Raw genomic sequence first — 19,715 nt, forward strand, 5'->3', positions numbered from 1 at the left:
TTATGTAATTTTGTGCAGAAAGGCAATAACAAGGCAGTAACTATGAGCAAAAAACAAAATGCTATTTGCTTTAAAAATCGTAAGATTATTAAAGTTACAGGTGAAGAAGCAACGCATTTTCTGCAGGTTCTTATCACAACAGATGTAAAGAAAATTGGTTTACAAGAAATTTTTCCCGGAGCTCTCTTATCTCCACAAGGTAAAATCATTGCAGATTTTTTAATCGGCAAAATAGATGACGGTTATTTGATTGATATTGTTGCGTCTTTAGCTGATATCCTACATAAGCGTCTTCTCCTTTACAAACTACACGCAAAAGTAGAAATTACGCAAATACAACAAGAGATTGTAACAATTTCTTGGAATAATGAAAAAGATACTTCAAATTGTACTTTAAATTTTATTGATAAGCGATTTCCACAAAAAGAAAAAATATTACGATTTTATGGAAAAACATCTTTTTTTGCTCCTGAAAATAATGATAACTGGAACCGCTTGCGTATCCGTTATGCAATTGCAGAAAGTGGTCAAGACTACGAAATAGGAAAGGTCTTTCCTCATGATATTAATTACGATCAAATTAACGGACTGGCATTCAATAAAGGTTGCTATATCGGGCAAGAAGTCATTTCAAAAGTGCATCACCACCGTGCAGCACGTCGTCGTACGTTGATAGTAAAAGGTCAGCATGCATTAACCCCAAAATCTAACGTTGAAATAAATGGTAAAGTGTTTGGTCATTTGGGAACATGTGTTGCAAACGAAGCCTTAGCTTTAATGCGAATTGACCATGTTAAAGATGCTATGGATAACAATAACATATTTATGGTAGAGAATACTCCCGTCATAATAAGCATTGCTGAAAATATGAATTTTACCTTTCCTTAAAATACTATGGAAACTGACTAATGGCTAAAGTTGAATTATCACAAAATGGAGAACTACGTGCTTGGCAAAGAATGCTTTCTGGTCGGCGGCTTGACCTTTTAAACCCTTCTCCTTTTGATATCGAAATTGAAGATATTGCCCATGGACTTGCTCGCGTTGCACGTTGGAATGGTCAAACGCAAGGAGAACATGCTTATTCTGTTGCACAACATTCACTTTTAGTAGAACAAATATTTCAGAAGCTTTTTCCGCAATCACGTGGTGATGAATGTCTCTGTACTCTGCTTCATGATGCAGCAGAATATGTTATTGGTGATATGATTTCACCCTTTAAAGCTGTCATAGGAAAACAGTATAAACTTATTGAAAAACACATACAAGATGCTATCCATATGCGTTTTTCTCTTCCCATTTCTCCTGCTCAAAAACTCTTAAAAAAAATTAAACAAGCTGATCGTATTGCCGCATTTTACGAAGCTACAACCCTTGCAGGATTTAGTCCAGACGAAGCCCTTCGTTATTTTGGCTCTCCGAATAATATTTTACCAAGTGGACTTAATTTACAACCATGCTCTACACAAGAAATTGAAAAAGCCTTTTTGCTCCGCTTTAATGACCTTGATATTCAGAGATCATACTAAACTTCTCTTCATCGCTTACTCTTTGCATAGCAATAAAAAATCATGAATGCATTAGATACTTGCTTTCTCTCATGCGTTCCTCTTCAAAACAACAATAACAGAAATAAAATAAGTGTTTTATTTTATTTATGCCTTATAGTTTCTGCCTTTATAATAGCTTATAATTTAAAACTAGCAAAAAGCGAACATTCCTGAACTCAAAGTACTTGTTACAATTCACTATCGAAAATATTTTTTTAAATGAGCAAATCAAATAATACAAAAAAGTAGTAACCCACCCTTGCATTAAATAAAAACCAATATAAAAGAAAGCAATTGGTTATTGGAGCTTGCTAATAAAAGCTCTTTTAGGATTTTGTATTAAACTGAGTTCTATTTAAATTTATAAACTTCTGTATCTGCTGGAAAAGCACGTGACTTCACGTCATTTGCATAATTTTTAATCGCAGTTTCAGCTGCTTGCTCAAGAGAACCATAACGACGCACAAATTTAGGCACATGAGCGCCATATCCTAGCATATCTTCTGTCACCAATATTTGCCCATCACACTGATTAGATGCACCAATACCAATAGTAGGAATAGAAAGCTTTTCTGTAAGTTTTACCGCTAAGGGCTCTACGACTCCTTCCACTACAACAGCAAAAGCACCCGCTTCTTGAATTGCCACTCCGTCATCTACGATCTTTTGCCAATCACTCTCCTTGCGTCCTTGTGACTTAAAACCACCAAAACTATTTACCGCTTGTGGAGTAAGGCCTACATGCCCCATAACTGGAATACCACGTTTACATAAAAAATTAATTGTTTCTGCCATATAGACACCACCTTCAAGCTTTATTGCACCACATCCTGTTTCCGCAAGAATACGTGATGCATTAGAAAAAGCTTGTTCTTGACTTTTTTCATAAGAACCAAAAGGCATATCAACAACCACAAGCGCCTTTTGAGAGCCACGCATAACCGCACGCCCATGCAAAATCATCATATCTAAATTAACAGGAAGCGTTGTATCAAACCCATGCACAACCATGCCAACACTATCACCAACCAAAAGAAAATCGCAGTATGGATCAGCAATCCGTGCTGTATAAGCCTGATAAGCTGTTAAAGAAACAATCGGTTCTTTCCCTTTTCTTGATCGTATTTCAGAAGCAGTAACACGCTTTACAGCTTTATGTATACTCATTTTCATCCCTTTTATTGCAATATATATTGATCAATAAGTCTAACCTGACCAAAGCGAACAGTTAGTAGTAGAACCGCAGGCTTATCCAATTGTCCTTTAATCACACACAAAGTTCTCATATCCCGTAAATCTATTGATTCAATGACAGCACGCGATTCTTGTTGTAAAATGTTGTGAGCAGTTTTGCATAACTTATCAACTGACCGTTCGCCTTGACGATAAAGCTTTTCAACAGCCTTACCACTTTCAGGAATAATTTTTGCAGCTTTGCGATCTTCTAATGTTAAGAGTTGATTCCGTGAAGAACTCGCTACCCCATCTGCTTCACGTAAAATAGGCACACCAACAATTTCAATAGGAAAAGCTAAATCTTCAACCATACGACGAATGATCAAAAGCTGCTGAAAATCCTTTTCCCCAAAAAAAGCTTTATCTGGCTGAACAATATTAAAAAGCTTAGCAACAACGCTAGTCACACCACAAAAATGCCCCGGACGCAACCTTCCCATCAAAATACGTGATAATTTTTCCACCTTCACAATTGTCTCATTTCCCAGTGGCCACATCTCTTCTACAGAAGGTGCAAAAACATATTCAACACCCTCTTTTTTCAATAAAGCGCAATCACTCATCAAATCTTTTGGATATTTATTAAAATCTTCACAAGGACCAAATTGCTTCGGATTAACAAAAATAGAAACTAATATTCGATCGCACATTGCTCTTGCTCGCTGTACCAATGCGAGATGACCATCATGCAATGCCCCCATAGTGGGAACAAAACCAATCGAAAATCCTAAACGTCGTTCTTCTGCAATACACCAGCGCACTTCGGAAATTGTTTTTAAAACTTGCATCTTCTCATTCTATTCATTTTCATCAAATCAATACATTAATTCTTGCACACCAAATCGCTGTTCAAATAACCGTATTAAATTCATGCGGACTGATGGCGGCCTTATACCTCGCGGTTCCCAAACATGGCGCATTAAAAAAAAGCCTGTCAAAATAAAGCCATTTATTATATCACTAAAATCAGCAGGATGAGCAATTCTTTGCACAAGAAACTGCGGTAAAATCAAAAGCTTTTTTCTCCAAGGATGCCCTGCTTCTTCGCATACAGCGCGTCCTGATTTTGGTGATACATAACAAAGCTTTTCTTTACGACCTGTCGCAGCGCAACGAGATAGATCGAGGCCAAAGCCAAGTTCATCAAGAAGTCGCATCTCAAAACGTACAAGCAATTCTGCATTTACAAATGGTTCATCAAAATTCTGCATAAAAAGATGTAAAATATCATATAAAACGGGATGAGGATCACGCTCTGGAAGAAGACGTAGATGAAAAGCTATCAACTGCAAAGCATAAAGCGCCTCTGGTAAAATAATTAACCGCGCAGCGTATAAATCAAGTGCTTCAATCCTAAAATATCCCAAGTGTTCGTCTAAACGTGCCCACCACTCAACCTCTATAAAATTCCCAGGTTGCAGAAGAGCCATCATACGGCGTGAACGCCCACCTTTTACCATCCCCATATAACGTCCACGCTGACGCGTCATAATTTCAAGAATAACACTTGTTTCACCATGCTGACGTGTACCAAGAATAATAGCTTGTTCTTTCCATTTCATTTTATTTTAAAAGGTTCAATCCCATTTCCCGATAGCGCTCTGGATCGGTATCCCAATTATCACGTACTTTTACAAACAGAAAAAGATGAACCGTCTGATCCATCATTTCCATTAATTCTTTACGTGCGGCCTGACCAATTGCTTTAATTGTATAGCCTTTTGACCCTAAAATAATCTTTTTTTGACTATCACGCTCTACATAAATAACCTGATTAATTTTAACTGAACCATCTGGGCGCTCTTCCCAACTTTCTGTTTCCACTGTTGAAGAATAAGGAAGTTCATCGTGGAGACGAAGAAAAAGTTTTTCACGCGTAATTTCAGCAGCAAGCTGACGCATAGGCATATCTGAAATTTGATCTTCTGGATAATACCATGGTCCCCTTTGCATCATTGTACTTAGCGCATGGAGCAAATCCTTGCAACCAGAACCATCTAAAGCTGAAATCATAAATGTCTGCAAAAAATCCACCCGTTCATTAATCTCGGAAGCTAATGCCAAAAGGGATGACTTCACAACTGTATCAATCTTATTCAGAACAAGAATTTTATCGTGCTTAATATTTTTTACAATATCTAACATCGTATAAATTTCATCTGAAAGACCACTTTTAACATCAATCAAGACTAAAAGAATATCAGCACTCTTAGCACCACTCCAAGCCGCAGACACCATAGCGCGTTCTAACCGTTTATGAGGACGAAAAACACCTGGTGTATCAATCAACACAATTTGCGTATCATCATGAATGACGATACCACGGATCAAAGTCCGCGTTGTTTGTACTTTATGTGTTACAATTGAAACCTTTGCACCAACTAACTGATTAACCAATGTTGACTTACCCGCATTAGGCATCCCAATGAGTACAACAAAACCAGAACGCGTCTTGATAACGTCATCCATAATCATTTTTTCCTGTAGTTTCCCATATACCTTCTCGCCGTAAAATTTTTTCAGCAGCCATTCTTTCGGCATACCGTTTAGAACTTCCTTGCCCAATCTCTGGCGCAAAACCAGAAACACTTACCTCTACCATAAAAATAGGGTCATGATCCGGCCCAGAACGTTTTACAACCCGATAATATGGTTGAGCACAACCCTGTATATGAGCCCATTCCTGCAATTCTGTCTTAGCATCACGACGACCAGCCTCTATCTGTTTTGCCCGATTTTGCCAATACTTTTTAATAAAAGGGCGAACACTCTCTAACCCTCCATCAAGATACATCACAGCAATCAAGGCCTCAACTACGTCAGCATGCATATTTGTAAGTCGACGACCTTCTAAATTTGTCATCTCAAAACCTACACGAATCATATCAGGCAAACCCATTTCTAGCGCAATATCGGCACATGTTTGCGCATTTACTAAACCGTTTAAACGTACCGATAATTCACCTTCACTTGCCTGCGGGAAAAACTGATAAAGCATTTCTGCAATCAAAAGTCCAAGAACCCGATCACCTAAAAATTCTAACCGTTCATAATTTCCCTGCTCTAAATCTTGCACACTAGAATGCGTTAATGCCACCTTTAATCTGTTTTCATTTTTAAAACGGTGCTCAGTCAGTTTTTCAAGCTGATTAATCATTGAGCGTTTCATCGCTGATCTCCTGCTTATTAAGCGGCAAATCATGAACAGTATGAATCAAAGAAAAAAGACGTTTCCAACGCACATCAAACGGCCAGCGCCAAATTTGCCAAGCACTTGAGCTATTACTGATAGAGAAAAAAATTAAACTTGCTCGACCAATTAGATTTTCCTCTGGAACATATCCTACACCTAAGCGACTATCGTCAGAATTATCGCGGTTATCACCCATCATAAAATAATGCCCTAAAGGAACTTCAAAAACTTTTGTCTCATCAACTTGTGGAAAAAACCCCAAATCAAGTGTATCATAACTAACACCACTAGACATTGTCTCACGATAAACATCAACAGAGTGATTGACCTCTGTTATATCAGGATCATCAATCTGTCCCATAAAGCGGCGTGGAACAGCTTCATCATTAATGTAAAGAACACCTTGGCGAACTTGTATACGATCCCCTGGTAATCCAACAACACGTTTTATGTAATCAATATCTGGATTTTTTGGTAAACGAAAAACTACAACATCTCCACGCTTAGGCTGAGATGCCCAAATACGTCCCGAGAAAATGGGAGGAGAAAAAGGTATAGAGAAATGAGAATACCCGTATGCGTACTTAGATACGAATAGGTAATCTCCTACAAGCAAAGTGGGACGCATTGAGCCAGAAGGAATACTAAAAGGCTGAAAAAAAAGCGTACGAATAAGTGCAGCCAAAAACAAAGCCTGTATCAAAACAAAAATAAATTCAAGAATTCCACCTTTTTCTTCTTTTTTATGCATTTTCTCTTTCTGGATCATTACAGAGCACCTTCCCATCACAGATACAACTCATCTTTTCATCATAATGTTAGAATAACAAAAGCACAATCTTCCACAATATCTATCCACGACAAGGAAGTGCCTCTATAACAACAAATGCCTGCGCCCAAGGAAAATCATCTGTTAAGCTAAGATGAATGACAGCATCATAATGAGGGAGCAATAACTTCTTCAGTTGCATTTGTGCACGATTTTCTAATTTCATAATTGGTTTTCCAGATGGTAAATTGACCACCTCCATATCTTTCCAACTTACACCGTAAGCAATTCCTGTTCCCAGAGCTTTAGCACATGCTTCCTTGGCAGCAAATCTTTTGGCATAAAAAGAAGATTTTTTTTGAAATTTTTTAGATCTTTTCTGCTCAACATCCGTAAAAATACGTTGAACGAATCGGTCACCATGGCGAATTAACACTTTTTCAATGCGTCTTATATCAACCAGATCATTTCCAAGACCGACAATCATAAGATATTACCCCAATTTTCTTGCAACAAACGCCTTTTATTCATAATCTTTTGATATCGCTTTTGTTGAAAACGGGTTATTGCTCTATAAATACCCACATAAGATAAACCGCCCAAAACAAAACCTAAAAGGATTCCTCCTACGATCATGGGTCGCATAATCGAGTTCCATGCGTCTTTAAAGAGCAGAGATACATTTGAAAACGTTAAACCATCAAAAAGGGCACGAACTTGAGAAAGAGAAATCTCATTTACATCGCTAAAGAACGATAAACATAAATAGCCTATCTTATAATCTGCCATAACAATAAATAAAAATGTAAGTGGATTAGAAAAAACGGTTCCAACGATTGCTGCAGCAAAATTTCCGCGCAAAACCCAAGAAAAAAATACAGCCAAAATCATATGTACCCCAAAAAGGGGCGAACAAGCTAAGAAAATGCCAATAGCAAAGCCTAGCGCTACTTTATGCGGTGTTGCAGATATACGCAAAATACGTTTATACATATAGCGAAATGAACGAGAAAATGAACGACGTGGCCACAGCCAAAGCCGCATACGCTTTACAAAATCTACTGACTCTTGACGACGAAAAAACATATTTTTCTCAATACACATCTTATGAAAACAAAATAATCTGTGTGATTCCAATTAATCATGTCAATTTTTTGCACAAAAACAAAAATATAAAGATAATTAAATATCTTAAATACTCCTGCTTCCCGGCTTTACCGCTGGAATCGCAGCAAGATCAGCAGGCAATGCATCACTAGTATAAGATGCTACCTCATATTCAGCAAGTGCAATCAAGGGAACTCCAACATCAGCTTTACCACCAGAACGATCAAAAATACACGCACTTGCCACCACATCTGCTCCAACTGCAACCAAAGCTTCGATCGTTTCACGAATAGAAAGACCCGTTGTCACAATATCTTCAACAACCACAATCCGTGCACCTTCCTTAATTTCAAAGCGACGCAATTGAAATACACCATTTACACGTTCTACCCAAAGAGAAGGAACACCAAGGTGACGTGAAGTTTCATACGATGGAATAAGTCCACCAATCGCAGGGCCGACTACATAATCAATTTTTTCTTCGACACATTTTTTAATTTTTTCAGCTAATCCACGACACAATTTTTCCGTCAAATCAGCATGCATGAATACTTTTGCCTTTTGCATATAAATAGCACTATGGCGACCTGATGTTAAAATAAAATGCCCTTCCATAATAGCATCTGCTTGTTTAAAAATGTTAATCACATCTTGTGTATTCATCGCAAAATCTTTCATTCTTTATCCATAAACCCGACGCACTGCACTAACAGAACTTGCCTCTTTTAACTGAGAAAAAATACGATTTAAATGCTTTAAATCCCAAACTTCTAGATCAATCATAATTTCTGTAAAATCTGGTGCCGCACATATAAAAGATAAATTTTGAATATTGGCATCATTTACTGAAATAATTTGCGTAATTTCAGCCAAAGAGCCAGGACTATTAACAGCCAAAACACTTATCCGAGCAGGAAAACGTTCATGCATTTGGGCATCAATATCCCAACGCACATCAATCCATCGCTCTAGCTGATCATCATACGCCATCAAAGCTGAAGATTGTATTGGATAAATAACGATTCCTTCACCTGGTTGCATAATGCCGACAATCCGATCTCCTGGTACAGTCCCTTCAGGAGAAAATCGAACAGGAATATCTCCACGCGTTCCCCTAATAGGTAATGCTTTGCGTTGAGACTCATTCTCCGAAATACCATCTTCCTTTTCTGGAACTTTAAAAATCATCCCTTGAGCATTTTCAATGTTAAACCAACCCTCTTCTTCAGTCTTAAAAGACGGCTTTTGGATTACACGATTGTCTTGATAATCCGGATAAACTGCTTTAATTACATCAACAGAAGGCAATTCACTACGTCCAACAGCTGCTAATACATCTTCTACATCTTTGCGTGCCAAACGTGGTAAAATTGGCTTGAGAGCATCTTTTGAAAATTGTTTTCCTATATATTCAAACGAACGCTCAAGAATACGATATCCAAGACCCGAATATTGTCTATGTACTTCTGCGCGAGTTGCTTTACGAATAGCCGAACGCGCCTTCCCCGTTACAACAAGCAACTCCCACGCCGCTGGCGGAATTTGAGCTTGTGAACGTATAATTTCAACTTCATCACCATTTTTTAATTTGGTCATTAAAGGCATAATACGACCATTAATTTTTACACCAACACAAGAATTACCAATGTCGGTATGAACTGCATAAGCAAAATCAATAGGTGTCGCACCTTGTGGAAAAGCAATTAATCGACCTTTTGGGGTAAAACAGAACACTTGATCTTGAAAAAGTTCAAGCTTTGTGTGCTCTAAAAACTCTTCCGGATTATCTCCATCTGATAAAGACTGGATCGTCTGACGCAACCATGCATATGCATTCGTTTCGTTTGATAACTTTGAAATCGAATAATTAGAACCTTGCTCTTTATAAAGAGAATGTGCTGCAACGCCATATTCAGCAATTTCATCCATAGCAGCAGTTCTAATCTGTAGCTCAACGCGTTGTCTTGAAGGCCCCACAATTGTTGTATGAATGGAACGATAATCATTCTGCTTTGGTATAGAAATATAATCTTTAAAACGACCAGGTACCATTGGCCACGTAGTATGGATAACACCAAGAGCACGATAACAATCATCCGTAGTTTCAACAATTACGCGAAATCCAAAAATATCGGATAATTGTTCAAAAGATAACGCCTTGCTTTCCATTTTACGAAAGACTGAATAAGATTTTTTCTGACGACTTTTGACATCAGCTTTAATACCATGTTCAAAAAAAAGCTTTGTTAATTCATTTTCAATCGTGGAAAGTAAATCACGATTACGCTTTGATAACTCAGAAAGCCGATTAGTAATAGTATGATAACCTTCTGGGTTTAAATAAAAAAAAGAAAGATCTTCCAATTCTTCACGCATATCCTGCATGCCCATACGACCAGCAAGCGGCGCATAGATGTCCATTGTCTCCTCAGCAATTCGCCGGCGCTTGTCATCACGCATAACAGCAAGGGTGCGCATGTTATGAAGACGATCTGCAAGTTTGACTAAAAGAACACGCACATCATCAGAAATAGCGATAAAAAGCTTACGAAGGTTCTCTGCTTGTACTGCCTTTTTCGATACAAAATCAAGTTTATTAAGCTTTGTAAGACCCTCAACTAACTTACCAATTTCAGGACCAAAATGTTGATCAATTTCTACCCGCGTAGCGCTCGTATCTTCAATTGTATCATGTAAAAGAGCAACAGCAATTGTTGCCTCATCCAATCGCATATCTGTCAAAATAGCAGCTACTTCTAAGGGATGAGAAAAATAAAGATCACCTGATGCGCGTCTCTGATGACCATGTTTTTGCATCGCATAATTATAAGCTCTGTTTAACAGGTCTTCATCTACGTCAGACTTGTAACGCTGAACACGCTCAACAAGTTCACACTGACGCATCATAAAAGCATATCCTTTAATATTGCTAAAACCCAACCACCTCTTATTGAATATCTCATTAATAAAAGGCAAAAAGAAAATACCTCAACATGACAACGTACATTAATTCTCGTAATACGAGCCGTCAAACTTAATAATCGTCACTCTTTTCTGGAATGACCAAACCTTCGATACCTGCTAATAAAGCTTCTTCTGACATGTGATCAAAGGAACTTGTCTCCTCTTCTGACGAAGCACCAAAAACACTTCCAACCCCACTTGAGTGAGAAATAAATTCACTTGCAACTTCTGGTTCATCCACTTCCACATGTTTTTGCAACGAATGAATAAGATCTTCTTTTAAATCAGCCGGCGACAATGTCTCTTCTGCTATTTCACGCAAAGCTACAACTGGATTTTTATCATTGTCACGATCAACAGTAATCTGCGCGCCTTGTGAAATCTGACGCGCCCGATGCCCAGCTAAAAGCACCAATTCAAAGCGATTATCGACTTTATCAATACAATCTTCTACCGTTACGCGAGCCATTCACGCCTCTTTCTTAAAGGTTTTAAAATTTCATATCAAGCGCACAGTATATACAATAATCGAAATAAAACACAAGAAAAACAACAAAAGTTCCAATCTTTTTTGCCAAAAAGCTTATTTAATAAAATTTTTGTAGGCTTTATAAAAGGTGCACGGCTTATTGAAATCAGTATGACTGCTGTCCTAGAATAAAAAACAATAGCATTAATTTCAAATAAAAATGTATCTTGAATAACAAAACTGTTTCTTGAAATAATTTTTAAAGCAACATCACTATTGCCAACATTTATTAAAAATTTTTCTAAACAACGACGATTCAATGCACACTTTAGTTATGGAAATACATAAGTTAAAAATAAAAAATCTTATCCCATTAAAGAATATTTATTAACGTTTAATTCATAAAGTAAATTACTAAAAAGTTGTTTCTCTTTGCAAAAATAATTGGTAATGATTTTATGAATAAGCCATATTACAAAGTAGTTCGTTTATATTCATAATGAGATTGTTTATAAAAATAATCAATGCCTATCGCCATGAATAGTCAATTAACATCGTTTTGTCCAGAACCGCCAAAAGATTGCGATTTATGTCCTCGCTTGCACAAATTTATCGCTGATTGGCGTATAAAAGAACCAAACTGGTACAACGCGCCAGTAAATCCATTTTTTCCCTCTACAGGTGCAGCCACAACACGCCTCTTGATTATTGGGCTTGCTCCTGGATTACGCGGAGCAAATCGAACTGGACGCCCGTTTACTGGTGATTACGCTGGACAATTACTTTATTCTACTTTAAAAAAGTTTGGCTTTGCTCAAGGCACTTTTGAAGCAAGAACAGACGATAGTCTTGAATTGATTGATACAGCAATCGTCAATTCAGTTCGTTGTGTTCCACCGGAAAATAAACCCACTAGCACCGAAATTAATACTTGCCGGTATTTCTTTTCACCTCTTTTAACAAATCTTCCTAAACTTAGAGCCGTTATCACTCTTGGCACCATTGCACATCATTCAACTGTACGTGCCCTAAACGCTAAGGTTTTAGCACACCCTTTCAAACATGGAGAAATAAGTAATATCGGTAGACTACGCATCTTTGCAAGTTACCACTGCTCACGTTATAATACCAATACTGGTCGACTGACAGATGCTATGTTTCATCGAATATTTCAAGCAGCAAAAACATACTTAGATCAATGCTAAAGTTGCCCTAGCAGTACTTAAAAAATGGATCTACAAATTAATTCTGTTATCCATATCTTTTTAAAAGCCTTGCTTTTTCGCGTCCCCAATCACGTTTTTTTTCCGTTTCGCGTTTATCATAAAGCTTTTTCCCACGTGCTAAAGCAATCTCTAATTTAACACGCCCTCGTTGATTAAAATAAAGCTTAAGTGGAACAAGCGTCATTCCTTCACGAGAAGTCGCATTAAAAAAACGAGCCATTTCACGTTTTGAAATTAATAATTTACGCAAACGGCGCGGTTCATGATTAAAACGATTAGCTTGTGTATATTCAGGAATATAACTATTAACCAACCATAATTCCCCACTTTCAAAACTAGCATAACTTTCAGCGATATTAGCATGATTGGAACGCAAAGATTTCACTTCCGCTCCCTGAAGCACAATACCAGCCTCAATATTACTGAGAATTTCAAAATTAAAACGAGCTTTACGATTATCAGCAATTATTTTTCGTACTGGTGCAGTCTTTTTTTTATTCATGGCTATGTCAATATCATTTTACCCTTTAAAGCAGACCTGCATATTGTAAAGCTGCATCAATAATTTTCTTTGTAGCATCTGTCAACGGAACAATCGGTGAACGAACAGTATCGCCACAAAGCCCCAATTTTGCAGCTGCATATTTAATACCTGCAGGACTTGGTTCTACAAATACTGCACGATTGAGAGGCATCAAACGATCATTTAACTCTAGTGCTGTTTTATAATCACCACGATAACAAGCAGCATGAAGTTCTGCATAAAGCTTTGGAGCAACATTAGATGAAACAGAAATGCACCCTACTCCCCCATGAGCATTAAAACCTAATGCTGTACAATCATCACCAGAGAGTTGTATAAAATCTTTACCGCACTTTTCGCGTTGTTCACTGACACGTTCAATTTTGCTCGTCGCATCCTTAACGCCAATAACATTTTTAAAATTTTGACGAAGATCTCTCATTGTTTCCACGGACATATCAATAACAGATCGACCAGGAATATTATAAATTACAATAGGAATAGAAATAGCCTTCGCAAGAGAAGAAAAATGCGTATATAAACCACGCTGGTTTGGCCTGTTATAATAAGGTGTGACCGCCAAAACTAAATCTGCACCTACCTTTTCTGCATGTTGTGCAAGCTCTATAGTCTCGCTTGTACTATTTGATCCTACTCCAGCAATAACGGGAACGCGCTTAGCAACCTGTTCAACACACAATTCTATAACTTGCTTATGTTCTTTATGACTTAAAGTTGCTGATTCTCCTGTTGTCCCGACAGGGCTTACACCGTTAATACCTTGCATGATTTGCCACTCAACAAAACGGCAAAATGCTTTTTTATCTATAGCCCCATTGTCATCAAACGGTGTGATAAGCGCTGTCACGGCTCCCTTGAGCATGATGAACTCCCTATAATGTTAGCTTTATTAAAAAAGATCGACTTTATAAACTGCTAATGACAGAACATAATCCTGCTCTCTCATTGAAGCAAGACGAATTTCACACAAGCTTTCATAATAATATAGCGTATATCTTTTTTAATTCTGATCCTTGCCCTCAAAGAGGCATACATACATTAACCCATTTTTTATGCTTCTGTTTTAAAAATCTTAAAGGTTAACAAAAAGCAAAGTCTCGAGGTTTTTTTCTCTATGCGTGCATTTTTCACCCTTTTTCTTGTATCAGCTTTTACTGCATTTATACTGACTGCAAAAACTCTATCTTCAAGTGCATTTTCACAAACAACCTTTTTGCACGGGAAAGCGCCAATCCCCTTGGCTCGACCTACCATTAAAGAAAAACCCATTCCGCAACTAAAACGAACCTATACAACAGCCCATAATACTCCCACGATTAGCAATATTACTACGCTCAATCAATTAAAAACTGGTCTCTATGAGCTATCAAACAATAACATTGCGAAAACCATAAGCATTCGTAATGCAATGGAAAAAAATAGCCTTGACCGTCATATTTTGACATGGGCGATCAGTATATCAAGCAAAAACAACGTACCAAGTTCTGAAATATTCAATGCAATTAACGAGCTAAAAGAGTGGCCAGGGATTACCATCATGCAGCGCAATGCTGAACGTGCTTTTATCAATGAAGTCAATTCTGCATACGCAATTATCCAAAAGTTTTCTCACCATTTTCCCCTTACAGCAGAAGGTATGACAGCATTTGCTAAAGCACTTATTGAAACGAAACAAACAACTCGTGCACGGCAAATCATTGCACCATGGTGGCATAAAGCAAATCTCAATGCAAAAGAAGAAGAGCTTGTTCTTAAAAATGCAAGTGCTGCATTAAAGCCTATCGATCATCTAAAACGCATGCAGTCTATGCTTTATGCACATCGATTTGATTCAGCTGAGCGGGTTGCAAAATTAGCTCATGCTCAGTCTCTTTTTAACGCATTTATTGCCGTTGAAAAAAATGATCCTAACACCATACAAAAGTTACAAGCAGTTGATCGATCATGGCAAAAAGATCCTCTTTTACAATTTGCTCAAATTCGCTATCTTCGCAAAACTGGACAATATAGTGCAGCAGCAGCACTCATTATGAAAGCACCTAGAGATTCATTAAGTCTTGTTAACCCTGATGCGTGGTGGAAAGAACGACGTGTTCTTTCTCGCGAAATGCTCGATCTAAATAAACCCCAAATTGCTTATCAACTCGTTGCGACTCATATGGGTATAACATCTTCATTGGCTATAACTATCGATGTTGAATTTCATGCAGGATGGTATGCACTTCGGTTTCTTCATGATCCCAAGTTGGCAATGCACCATTTTTCTCTCATTCCCAAGTTATCTTCTGCACCTCTCTCAGCATCTCGTGGATACTACTGGATGGGGAAAACAGCGGAAATTTTAGGAGAACATGAAAATGCCCAACATTATTTTCACCGTGCAGCCCATTTTAGTTCAACTTATTATGGTCAGTTAGCAGCTTCACAGCTTAATCTAAAAAAACTCAACATCTCTTTTCCTAAACCAACAAAAGCTGAACGGCAACGTTTTAGCACACGAAAAGCTACTCAAGCAATTCAACGACTTGAATTAGCTGGTTATGATAATTTTGCTAAAATTTTTTATAAAGAACTCGGTAAAAAAATAGAAAGCCCTGGCGAATTAGCTCTTCTGGCAGTTATGGCAGAAAAAAATGGTGACTATCATACTAGCCTTAAAATTGGAAAGACTGCTGTTTTTCAAGGAAAAAATGTCGGTGCACTTTCTCATCCTATCGGTGCTATTCCAGCATCGGTCAATATTTCTGCAGCAGAACAAGCACTAGTTTATGCTATTGCGCGCCAAGAAAGCGAATTTAATCCAACAGCTATATCAAAAGCAGGTGCACAAGGAATATTACAATTATTGCCAACAACTGCAAAAGAACTTGCAAAGAAGCATTCAATCGCATGGTCACCTCAAAAATTTAGAAGTGACGCCGGTTATAACGCTATATTAGGCTATTATTTTGTAGGTGATCAGTTAGAACGCTTTAACGGATCCTATATACTAACTCTTATTGGTTATAATGCGGGCCCTCGTCGCGCCAATGAGTGGATAAAACGTTATGGAGATCCTCGAGGACAACCGCTTGATAAAGTTATCGATTGGATAGAACGCATCCCCTATACAGAAACACGTAACTATGTGATGCGCGTCATGGAAAATTATGAAATCTACAAAGCCAGACTTATAGGAACAACAGACATAAAAGCTGATCTTGTTGCTGGTCGATAGATAAAGTACCTGACTCATTAAAAAAGCAATCATTCTGTCTTCTTCATAAAGCACAGCATGATAGAAATCATAGCAATAAACGAGTGAAATTAATAAAAAAAATTTAAAATCAGCTAAATATCAAAGATACTCTAATAATTTTATTCACCTTTGACGGTGGAGGAAATGGAACAGTACCAACACGTTGAAGTGCCGCCATAGCTAATCTATCAAGCTCCTTATCACCAGAAGAAGATACAATACGTCTAGAAAAAATATCTCCCTGTTCGTGTACTCTAAATTCTAACTGCACTGTTCCTTTTGCACGACTGGTACGCTGTCGTACAACATAATTTTTTTGTTTTTCTAATTGTGCCTGTACCTTTGCCAACCATTCTGCCAACAACGCATTCTCAAGAGTTGCCGCATTACCATCATAATTAATAGTAGGCGTATGGACGACCTTTGCATCGAGCTGTTTTGTTACGGCCTTTGTTCTTCGTTTTTTAGCAGGCATTTTATGCTCTACCTTAGGAATAGGTACTGTAAAATCATTTTTTTCCAAAGTATTTTTAACTTCTTCTGATTGAACCTCATCCACTGATTCTAATATCTTTGATTCTTGCTTTAAAAAATTAGACTGCAACACTTCTGGATCCGTGTTGACATTCGATGTATCTGCGTCAACATTTTGCAGATCTGTATTGATATCTGGATTTACGCTCTCTTGATCTTGCACAAAAGTAAGCATAATCGTCTGCATCGTCTGCGAAAGAGTACCATTACTTACACCGGCACTACGAAAATAAAACTGTGCTCCTAATCCTACATGCAGAGAGATAGCACCGACAAACGCGCTGATCCATAGAATTAATGACCGTCTAATATTTGCAAAATCCATAATTTTTCACCGCTATATTAGCTTAATACTAGTGCTTGCCCCTATTAAAACAAGCTATTTTAAAATTGCAATTTTTTTCTTGATTGATTTTGTCATGTTTAATATGGTTTCTCAGTGGTTTTGTTAACCTCAAATCATTTTTGGTTGGCTGTTAATTTTATTATCGGCAAGTCAAATGTTTTTGTATGTAAATTTTAGCGGTGTAGAGGGGCACTTAGAAAAGGTTATTATGTGTCATGCTAATAAGACGAAAAAATATTTATAGGACTTACATAGTTTTAAGCACACTTTCGATCTGTCTACCTTCATTCGCTTTTGCACAAAATAATGACAAAGATGCTGTAACTGAACTCAAGCCGATAGTCATTAAGGGAAAAAAAGTAGAAGATGCTTCAAATTCAGTTACTATTCTAACCGATCGTAAAACCGCTGAAAATCTTGATGAAAAACAAATAAGTAACATGCAGGATGTTGGTCGTCTTGATCCATCCATAAATTATAATCCAAAGAAAAATAGTATTGTGATTCGTGGATTAGATGGAGATCGTGTGCTCACAACAATAGATGGCATTACTATTCCGTGGTTTGAGGACAGCGTGCGGGGAAAAGGCGGAAATACTACATTTGATTTTAATGCACTTTCTATGCTGGATATTATTCAAGGATCAGATTCTAGTCTTTATGGATCTGGTGCATTAGGGGGAATTATTGCTTTACATACCCTTAATCCTGAAGACCTTATTACTGGAGAAAAAAATTGGGGAGGTCTTATAAAAGGTGGATATGATTCTGTAGATAACAGTTGGCGTGTAGATCAAGCTGTCGCAGTACGTAACGCCCAAACATTTTTGCTTTTCCAAGGATCTCGTACAGAGGGTCATGAACGCAAAAATATGGGAACAATAGAGGGCTATGAAGGGCGCTCTCGTCCAAATCCTGCTGATTTTGACCAAACTAATTTGCTTTTTAAAATTCATCAATATTTTGGTGATAACCACAGGATTGGTTTTACAGCGGAACGCTTTGGACATTATAGAGATACTCATTCATTGAATGCTTCTTCAAGGTTTTCTAGAGGTTCTGTTTATGATCAAGATAATAAACGTCGTGAACGTTTATCTTTTTCTTATGATTATAACGGCAATGGAGACGCACTTTTTGACGCGTTTCACGGACAGCTTTATTGGCAAAAACAGTCAAATAATCATATTATGAGTGGGCATCGTGTAGCAGCACCAATAGGAGAATATCTAAGGGATAATCTTGTGCGCGATACTAATTATGGTTTTAGTGCGAATGCGCTCAAAAAAGTGAATACTAATAATGTAAGTCACACATTAAAGTTTGCCACCAATGTTTTGTCATCTCAATTTCATCATTATATGTTGGGTAAAGACAATTGTCATTTGAAGGAAAATGCACGAGGATGCGCCTATTTGCCAGCTAACCGTTCAGAATCTCCAGACACGGATAGTTATAATCTTGGCCTCGCTCTAGAAAATGAAATTAGCTTTGCTGATAACCGTTTTCGCGTAACACCTGGGATTCGTTATGACTGGTATAAACACACCCCTCTTAAAACATCCTCTTATGATAAAGCACTCCATTCTGAAAAATACCCTGCAGAAAAAAATGGTTCACGTTTTTCTCCTAAATTACGTGTGGAATGGGACGTTCGTGATCAAGTGACATTTTATGCTCAATGGGCACAAGGTTTTCGAGCACCACGTGTCTCTGAGCTTTATCTTGCTTATATCAAACCTTCTCTTTACTATGTTAAGGGCAATCCTGATCTTAAGCCAGAGACAAGTAATGGGTACGATGTTGGTATACGATATGGAAATGCTAACTTGGGCGGTTCCGTCAGCGCCTTTTTCAATCAATATAGAGATTTTATAGATACCACAGATAAAGGACCATCAGAAGAATTTATACATTCACGTCGACATTATGTAAATCGTACGAACGTGCGTATTTTTGGCGTTGAAACAAAAGCGCATTTAATTTTTAATAGTGGTCTTCGCAGCAATTTTGCCCTTTCCTATTTGCAAGGACAAGACCTTGACAAAGATGAGTACCTTAACTCAATTCCACCTTTAAAAGCAGTTATCGGATTAGGATACGCAAAAAAATCTTGGGGAACAGACGTTGCGCTTACTATAGCAGCTAAACGTGACAAAGTTGCTAAAGAAGCTGATGATTATCTAAATATACCAGGATATAAAATTGTTGATGTCTCAGGTTGGTGGAAACCGTTCGGTGAAAATGGACCTGTTATAAGAGTTGGTGTTTATAATCTGTTTAATGAAAAATATTGGCATGTATCAGATTTTCCAACCAGCAAAAGTAAAACACCAAAAGATTATTACAGTCAGCCCGGTCGTAATTTTAAAGTATCGTTCGTGCAAAAATTTTAGTCATGTTAGTTAATTATTAGATCAATTAAAAACTATACCGGTAAAAAAGTGAATTATTGTGTTTTCTTTTCCATAGTTTTTTGAACCATAAGAACTTGAGGATACAAGTTTTAATTACTCATAATTTATCGGTCTTTTGTTAT

The 19,715-nt window shown here is 37.5% G+C and carries 19 protein-coding genes; 5 read left to right on the plus strand and 14 right to left on the minus strand.

The annotated features are described in order from the left end of the window. Nucleotides 1-42: 42 nt before the first annotated feature. The gene (gene ygfZ / locus V4B18_RS06615) at nt 43-888 is read left to right on the plus strand and encodes a CAF17-like 4Fe-4S cluster assembly/insertion protein YgfZ (RefSeq protein WP_455475648.1); all 846 of its coding nucleotides are present in this window, start codon (nt 43-45) and stop codon (nt 886-888) included. A gap of 20 nt (nt 889-908) precedes the next feature. Then, nucleotides 909-1,529, plus strand: coding sequence for a YfbR-like 5'-deoxynucleotidase (locus V4B18_RS06620; protein WP_455475649.1), 621 nt, complete (start codon nt 909-911; stop codon nt 1,527-1,529). A 372-nt stretch (nt 1,530-1,901) separates the two neighbouring features. Here V4B18_RS06620 and panB read toward each other — a convergent pair whose 3' ends face one another. From panB to rpoZ, 11 genes are all read right to left on the minus strand, one after another. Next, complete coding sequence (gene panB, locus V4B18_RS06625; protein WP_455475650.1) at nt 1,902-2,717, minus strand: 3-methyl-2-oxobutanoate hydroxymethyltransferase; 816 nt, start codon at nt 2,715-2,717, stop codon at nt 1,902-1,904. Nucleotides 2,718-2,728: 11 nt separating this feature from the next. Further along, nucleotides 2,729-3,574: a pantoate--beta-alanine ligase gene (gene panC, locus V4B18_RS06630; RefSeq protein WP_455475651.1), complete on the minus strand. Its 846-nt coding sequence runs from the start codon at nt 3,572-3,574 to the stop codon at nt 2,729-2,731. A gap of 27 nt (nt 3,575-3,601) precedes the next feature. Next, nucleotides 3,602-4,348 carry a DNA repair protein RecO gene (recO, locus tag V4B18_RS06635; RefSeq protein WP_455475652.1) on the minus strand — a complete coding sequence of 249 codons (747 nt, stop codon included), beginning with the start codon at nt 4,346-4,348 and terminating at the stop codon, nt 3,602-3,604. Nucleotide 4,349: 1 nt separating this feature from the next. Beyond that, nucleotides 4,350-5,255: a GTPase Era gene (gene era / locus V4B18_RS06640; RefSeq protein WP_455475653.1), complete on the minus strand. Its 906-nt coding sequence runs from the start codon at nt 5,253-5,255 to the stop codon at nt 4,350-4,352. Further along, the gene (gene rnc, locus V4B18_RS06645; protein ID WP_455475654.1) at nt 5,248-5,955 is read right to left on the minus strand and encodes a ribonuclease III; all 708 of its coding nucleotides are present in this window, start codon (nt 5,953-5,955) and stop codon (nt 5,248-5,250) included. The genes era and rnc overlap by 8 nt, the downstream gene beginning before the upstream one ends. Then, nucleotides 5,936-6,748: a signal peptidase I gene (gene lepB / locus V4B18_RS06650; protein WP_455475655.1), complete on the minus strand. Its 813-nt coding sequence runs from the start codon at nt 6,746-6,748 to the stop codon at nt 5,936-5,938. Before lepB ends, rnc begins: the two co-directional genes overlap by 20 nt. 82 nt (nt 6,749-6,830) lie before the next feature. Continuing rightward, nucleotides 6,831-7,235: a holo-ACP synthase gene (acpS, locus tag V4B18_RS06655; RefSeq protein ID WP_455475656.1), complete on the minus strand. Its 405-nt coding sequence runs from the start codon at nt 7,233-7,235 to the stop codon at nt 6,831-6,833. After that, on the minus strand, nt 7,232-7,834 hold the full coding sequence (locus V4B18_RS06660; RefSeq protein WP_455475657.1) for a DUF2062 domain-containing protein: 603 nt from the start codon (nt 7,832-7,834) through the stop codon (nt 7,232-7,234). The genes acpS and V4B18_RS06660 overlap by 4 nt, the downstream gene beginning before the upstream one ends. Before the next feature lie 105 nt (nt 7,835-7,939). After that, nucleotides 7,940-8,518: an orotate phosphoribosyltransferase gene (gene pyrE / locus V4B18_RS06665; RefSeq protein ID WP_455476555.1), complete on the minus strand. Its 579-nt coding sequence runs from the start codon at nt 8,516-8,518 to the stop codon at nt 7,940-7,942. Between the two features lie 18 nt (nt 8,519-8,536). Continuing rightward, nucleotides 8,537-10,762 (minus strand): RelA/SpoT family protein, encoded by a 2,226-nt coding sequence (locus tag V4B18_RS06670; protein ID WP_455475658.1) that lies wholly within the window; start codon nt 10,760-10,762, stop codon nt 8,537-8,539. A 127-nt stretch (nt 10,763-10,889) separates the two neighbouring features. Next, nucleotides 10,890-11,288: a DNA-directed RNA polymerase subunit omega gene (gene rpoZ, locus V4B18_RS06675; protein ID WP_455475659.1), complete on the minus strand. Its 399-nt coding sequence runs from the start codon at nt 11,286-11,288 to the stop codon at nt 10,890-10,892. A 536-nt stretch (nt 11,289-11,824) separates the two neighbouring features. On the opposite strand from rpoZ, the gene V4B18_RS06680 reads away from it, so the two are divergent. Beyond that, entirely contained in the window at nt 11,825-12,493 is a 669-nt protein-coding gene (locus V4B18_RS06680) for a uracil-DNA glycosylase (RefSeq protein ID WP_455475660.1), read from the plus strand. A 46-nt stretch (nt 12,494-12,539) separates the two neighbouring features. Here V4B18_RS06680 and smpB read toward each other — a convergent pair whose 3' ends face one another. Then, entirely contained in the window at nt 12,540-13,016 is a 477-nt protein-coding gene (smpB, locus tag V4B18_RS06685; RefSeq protein ID WP_455475661.1) for an SsrA-binding protein SmpB, read from the minus strand. A gap of 25 nt (nt 13,017-13,041) precedes the next feature. After that, the gene (dapA, locus tag V4B18_RS06690) at nt 13,042-13,920 is read right to left on the minus strand and encodes a 4-hydroxy-tetrahydrodipicolinate synthase (RefSeq protein WP_455475662.1); all 879 of its coding nucleotides are present in this window, start codon (nt 13,918-13,920) and stop codon (nt 13,042-13,044) included. A gap of 252 nt (nt 13,921-14,172) precedes the next feature. On the opposite strand from dapA, the gene V4B18_RS06695 reads away from it, so the two are divergent. Then, nucleotides 14,173-16,275: a lytic transglycosylase domain-containing protein gene (locus V4B18_RS06695; protein WP_455475663.1), complete on the plus strand. Its 2,103-nt coding sequence runs from the start codon at nt 14,173-14,175 to the stop codon at nt 16,273-16,275. A 109-nt stretch (nt 16,276-16,384) separates the two neighbouring features. Here V4B18_RS06695 and V4B18_RS06700 read toward each other — a convergent pair whose 3' ends face one another. Beyond that, nucleotides 16,385-17,155 (minus strand): TonB family protein, encoded by a 771-nt coding sequence (locus V4B18_RS06700; RefSeq protein ID WP_455475664.1) that lies wholly within the window; start codon nt 17,153-17,155, stop codon nt 16,385-16,387. Between the two features lie 236 nt (nt 17,156-17,391). Here V4B18_RS06700 and V4B18_RS06705 point away from each other — a divergent pair, with 236 nt between their 5' ends. After that, on the plus strand, nt 17,392-19,572 hold the full coding sequence (locus tag V4B18_RS06705) for a TonB-dependent hemoglobin/transferrin/lactoferrin family receptor (protein WP_455475665.1): 2,181 nt from the start codon (nt 17,392-17,394) through the stop codon (nt 19,570-19,572). Nucleotides 19,573-19,715: the final 143 nt, after the last annotated feature.

It is taken from the genome of Bartonella sp. B17, assembly GCF_053795755.1.

Bases quoted from the DNA above. Each gene is read 5' to 3' on its own strand.
- ygfZ (WP_455475648.1), top strand. From the start codon at position 43: ATGAGCAAAAAACAAAATGCTATTTGCTTTAAAAATCGTAAGATTATT.
- V4B18_RS06620 (WP_455475649.1), top strand. From the start codon at position 909: ATGGCTAAAGTTGAATTATCACAAAATGGAGAACTACGTGCTTGGCAA.
- panB (WP_455475650.1), bottom strand. From the start codon at position 2,717: ATGAGTATACATAAAGCTGTAAAGCGTGTTACTGCTTCTGAAATACGA.
- panC (WP_455475651.1), bottom strand. From the start codon at position 3,574: ATGCAAGTTTTAAAAACAATTTCCGAAGTGCGCTGGTGTATTGCAGAA.
- recO (WP_455475652.1), bottom strand. From the start codon at position 4,348: ATGAAATGGAAAGAACAAGCTATTATTCTTGGTACACGTCAGCATGGT.
- era (WP_455475653.1), bottom strand. From the start codon at position 5,255: ATGGATGACGTTATCAAGACGCGTTCTGGTTTTGTTGTACTCATTGGG.
- rnc (WP_455475654.1), bottom strand. From the start codon at position 5,955: ATGAAACGCTCAATGATTAATCAGCTTGAAAAACTGACTGAGCACCGT.
- lepB (WP_455475655.1), bottom strand. From the start codon at position 6,748: ATGATCCAGAAAGAGAAAATGCATAAAAAAGAAGAAAAAGGTGGAATT.
- acpS (WP_455475656.1), bottom strand. From the start codon at position 7,235: ATGATTGTCGGTCTTGGAAATGATCTGGTTGATATAAGACGCATTGAA.
- V4B18_RS06660 (WP_455475657.1), bottom strand. From the start codon at position 7,834: ATGTTTTTTCGTCGTCAAGAGTCAGTAGATTTTGTAAAGCGTATGCGG.
- pyrE (WP_455476555.1), bottom strand. From the start codon at position 8,518: ATGAATACACAAGATGTGATTAACATTTTTAAACAAGCAGATGCTATT.
- V4B18_RS06670 (WP_455475658.1), bottom strand. From the start codon at position 10,762: ATGATGCGTCAGTGTGAACTTGTTGAGCGTGTTCAGCGTTACAAGTCT.
- rpoZ (WP_455475659.1), bottom strand. From the start codon at position 11,288: ATGGCTCGCGTAACGGTAGAAGATTGTATTGATAAAGTCGATAATCGC.
- V4B18_RS06680 (WP_455475660.1), top strand. From the start codon at position 11,825: ATGAATAGTCAATTAACATCGTTTTGTCCAGAACCGCCAAAAGATTGC.
- smpB (WP_455475661.1), bottom strand. From the start codon at position 13,016: ATGAATAAAAAAAAGACTGCACCAGTACGAAAAATAATTGCTGATAAT.
- dapA (WP_455475662.1), bottom strand. From the start codon at position 13,920: ATGCTCAAGGGAGCCGTGACAGCGCTTATCACACCGTTTGATGACAAT.
- V4B18_RS06695 (WP_455475663.1), top strand. From the start codon at position 14,173: ATGCGTGCATTTTTCACCCTTTTTCTTGTATCAGCTTTTACTGCATTT.
- V4B18_RS06700 (WP_455475664.1), bottom strand. From the start codon at position 17,155: ATGGATTTTGCAAATATTAGACGGTCATTAATTCTATGGATCAGCGCG.
- V4B18_RS06705 (WP_455475665.1), top strand. From the start codon at position 17,392: ATGCTAATAAGACGAAAAAATATTTATAGGACTTACATAGTTTTAAGC.